This window comes from Gelidibacter sp. (assembly GCF_035515035.1).
In the GTDB taxonomy this organism is placed as follows: Bacteria; Bacteroidota; Bacteroidia; order Flavobacteriales; family Flavobacteriaceae; genus Gelidibacter.
In genome coordinates this window covers 1-2,450 of sequence record NZ_DATJCA010000143.1, presented here as the reverse complement: position 1 = coordinate 2,450, position 2,450 = coordinate 1, and the positions used below count along the sequence as shown (strand labels likewise).

At 35.7% G+C, this 2,450-nt stretch carries 3 protein-coding genes; all 3 read left to right on the top strand.

The features are described 5' to 3' along the window. The first annotated feature begins 508 nt into the window (after positions 1–508). Positions 509–682, top strand: a complete 174-nt coding sequence (locus VLZ86_RS11470) for a hypothetical protein (RefSeq protein ID WP_325451434.1) — start codon at positions 509–511, stop codon at positions 680–682. A 9-nt stretch (positions 683–691) separates the two neighbouring features. Further along, positions 692–1,831: a hypothetical protein gene (locus VLZ86_RS11465; protein WP_325451432.1), complete on the top strand. Its 1,140-nt coding sequence runs from the start codon at positions 692–694 to the stop codon at positions 1,829–1,831. 56 nt (positions 1,832–1,887) lie between these two features. Then, a partial coding sequence (locus VLZ86_RS11460) for a nucleotidyltransferase family protein (protein ID WP_325451430.1) occupies positions 1,888–2,450 on the top strand: 563 nt, incomplete at its 3' end.

Here is a 2,450-nt window from a genome sequence, read left to right as displayed (position 1 = left end):
CAGTTCTACTTTTTGAAAGTGGCGTTCTATCAAGAAGTCAACGGTGTTCAGTACCTCCTAAACAACGGAGCGTATAACGCTCTCCAAATATTGGAAGTGTTATAAACTAAAGCGGATCCCAAAAAGATCCGCTTTTTTATTGAAATTTTATAGTGTAATTGGTTAGCTGTTTGACGTTATGGGCAGGCAGTTTTACTTGTTTGTGATTAGTAATAGATATCGGAAGCAAAGATTCATGATCTGATAACATTACTTGACGATCTTTCTTGTTTTTAGTTTGTGTTTTCTGGTGCCATGGATATCCCAAATGCAGGCAAATTGACTACACTTAAATTACAAAAAGCGAATATGTAAAATGCTTTATGATTATGATAAATTGTTCTTAAAAAACATCACAAATAAAACGCTATAAAAGCATCACAAAACACTGATAGCTGTCGGATTATATAAAATAAATATTTGTCATGGAATATTTATTTAATTATAAAATGATTTTTATATTTGCATTATGGAAAACAAAAACTCTAAATCTGAAATAACCAGAAAAGAAGCACTTCAGCGTATGGGCAAATACGCTGCACTTACGGCTGTTGGAACGTTTCTTATATTGAACCCTAAAAAAGCGCATGCACTTTCAAATCCACCTGATGGTGGTGGGTATCCTTTTGAAGATGATCTTTAATTTATTGGCTTGAATGTAAAACTTACTCCAAAGCTTATTTCCCAATTAAAGAACAATTATATTGTTTGGTTTGAAACATCTAATCAGTATATTGTTATTTCTGATACCTTAAAGGATCTTATAGAGGTCTATCTTATATCACATAGCCAAGCCGATTTTATTACACAACTTCATATCGATTTTAATATATCTTCAGCGCAAGCGGAGCTGTATTATAATGAGATTACTAATGTGTTGATCACTTCAAACACCATCGTTAATCCCAAATCCCAACAATCACCAATTCCTTTAACACCTAAAAAGGCTCTCAACTTATATTATGGCTTTGGTGATACCACGATGTCCATTAACTTTGGATCGCAATCTATTAAAAATCTTATTCATCCTCAATTTGCCCACGCCACCATTGAAAAACCAAATGCCGTATCTTGCCATTTTGATATTTACAAATATGGAGACAGTTTATATCTGCTCAAAAACGGTGCGTATATTGAGCATTATTCTATTTCTGATTTCCACTTGCTTCAAGGGCGATTTGCCGTAGAACTAATTAACCTGTTATATGATAAGCAGGAGGCGGACTGGATTGGGACGTTCCATGCCTCAACCGTATGCAATGCCAAAGAAGCCATCATGATTATTGGCGATTCAGGCAATGGGAAAAGCACACTATCAGCACTATTAATGGCCAGTGGCATGGATGTTATAGCTGACGATTTTACACCCTTATCTGCAATAAATCAAGAGGTTTACCGGTTTCCTTCGGGAATTTCAGTCAAAGAAGGTGCTTTTGTTATTTTAGAGGAAATATTCTCTGAGTTTGACCAATTCCCTATCCATCCGAGCACTTCAAAACATGTGAACCTTAAATATATTCCTCCCGTAAACGATTTTGAAAACTCCATTTTGCACCTGCCCTGCAAAAAGGTAGTTTATGTAAAATATGACGCCGCTGTATCATCTACATTAAAAAAAGTAGACACCGACCAAATTTTAGCCACTTTAATCCCCGAATCCTGGCTATCGCCTCTGGCAACCAATGCACAACTCTTTTTGGATTGGCTACAAAATTTAGAATGCTTTGAATTGCAGTACGCCGATAATAATTTCGCTATCTCTCAATTTAAAAAGCTATTCGAGGCTTTATAGCCTTAAGACTTCCTTTATTTTATTTACTTTTGGATGTTTCTTAACTTTTTAATTCCTTGACAAAAAGATCCTTTAGTACAACGCTGCAACTCATTGCAGACCTCTTGAATTTTGACAATAACCAAGAGACGCTTGCCAATCATCTATCAAACCATACAATAGATTGGGATACTGTTGTCATTGTTGCGAGTAGGCATTTAATGTTGCCGGCACTTTATTGTCGTCTTAAAGCTAAAAATCTATTGCCACTTATTCCTGAGGATTTAGCGTTTTATTTAGAGGAAATTACAAGTATAAACAGAGGGCGGAATGAAATACTTTTAAAGGAAGTACTTGAGATTTCAGAAATTTTAAAGAAAGAGCAGATTAACCATGTTTTTATTAAGGGTGTTGCCTTGATTGCAGGCAATACTTTTCATGATCCTGCCGAGCGCATGATAGGCGATATTGATATTTTAGTAGCCCACGATCAGATACACACTGCTTTTGATCTTTTAACCGATCAAGGATATACCAATACGGTCACGTCAAATATTGAACGAGATAACCATCGGCATTTACCCAGACAAGTGTCAGAGAAACAATATGGTGCCATTGAACTTCACAATGAAGTTTTGGT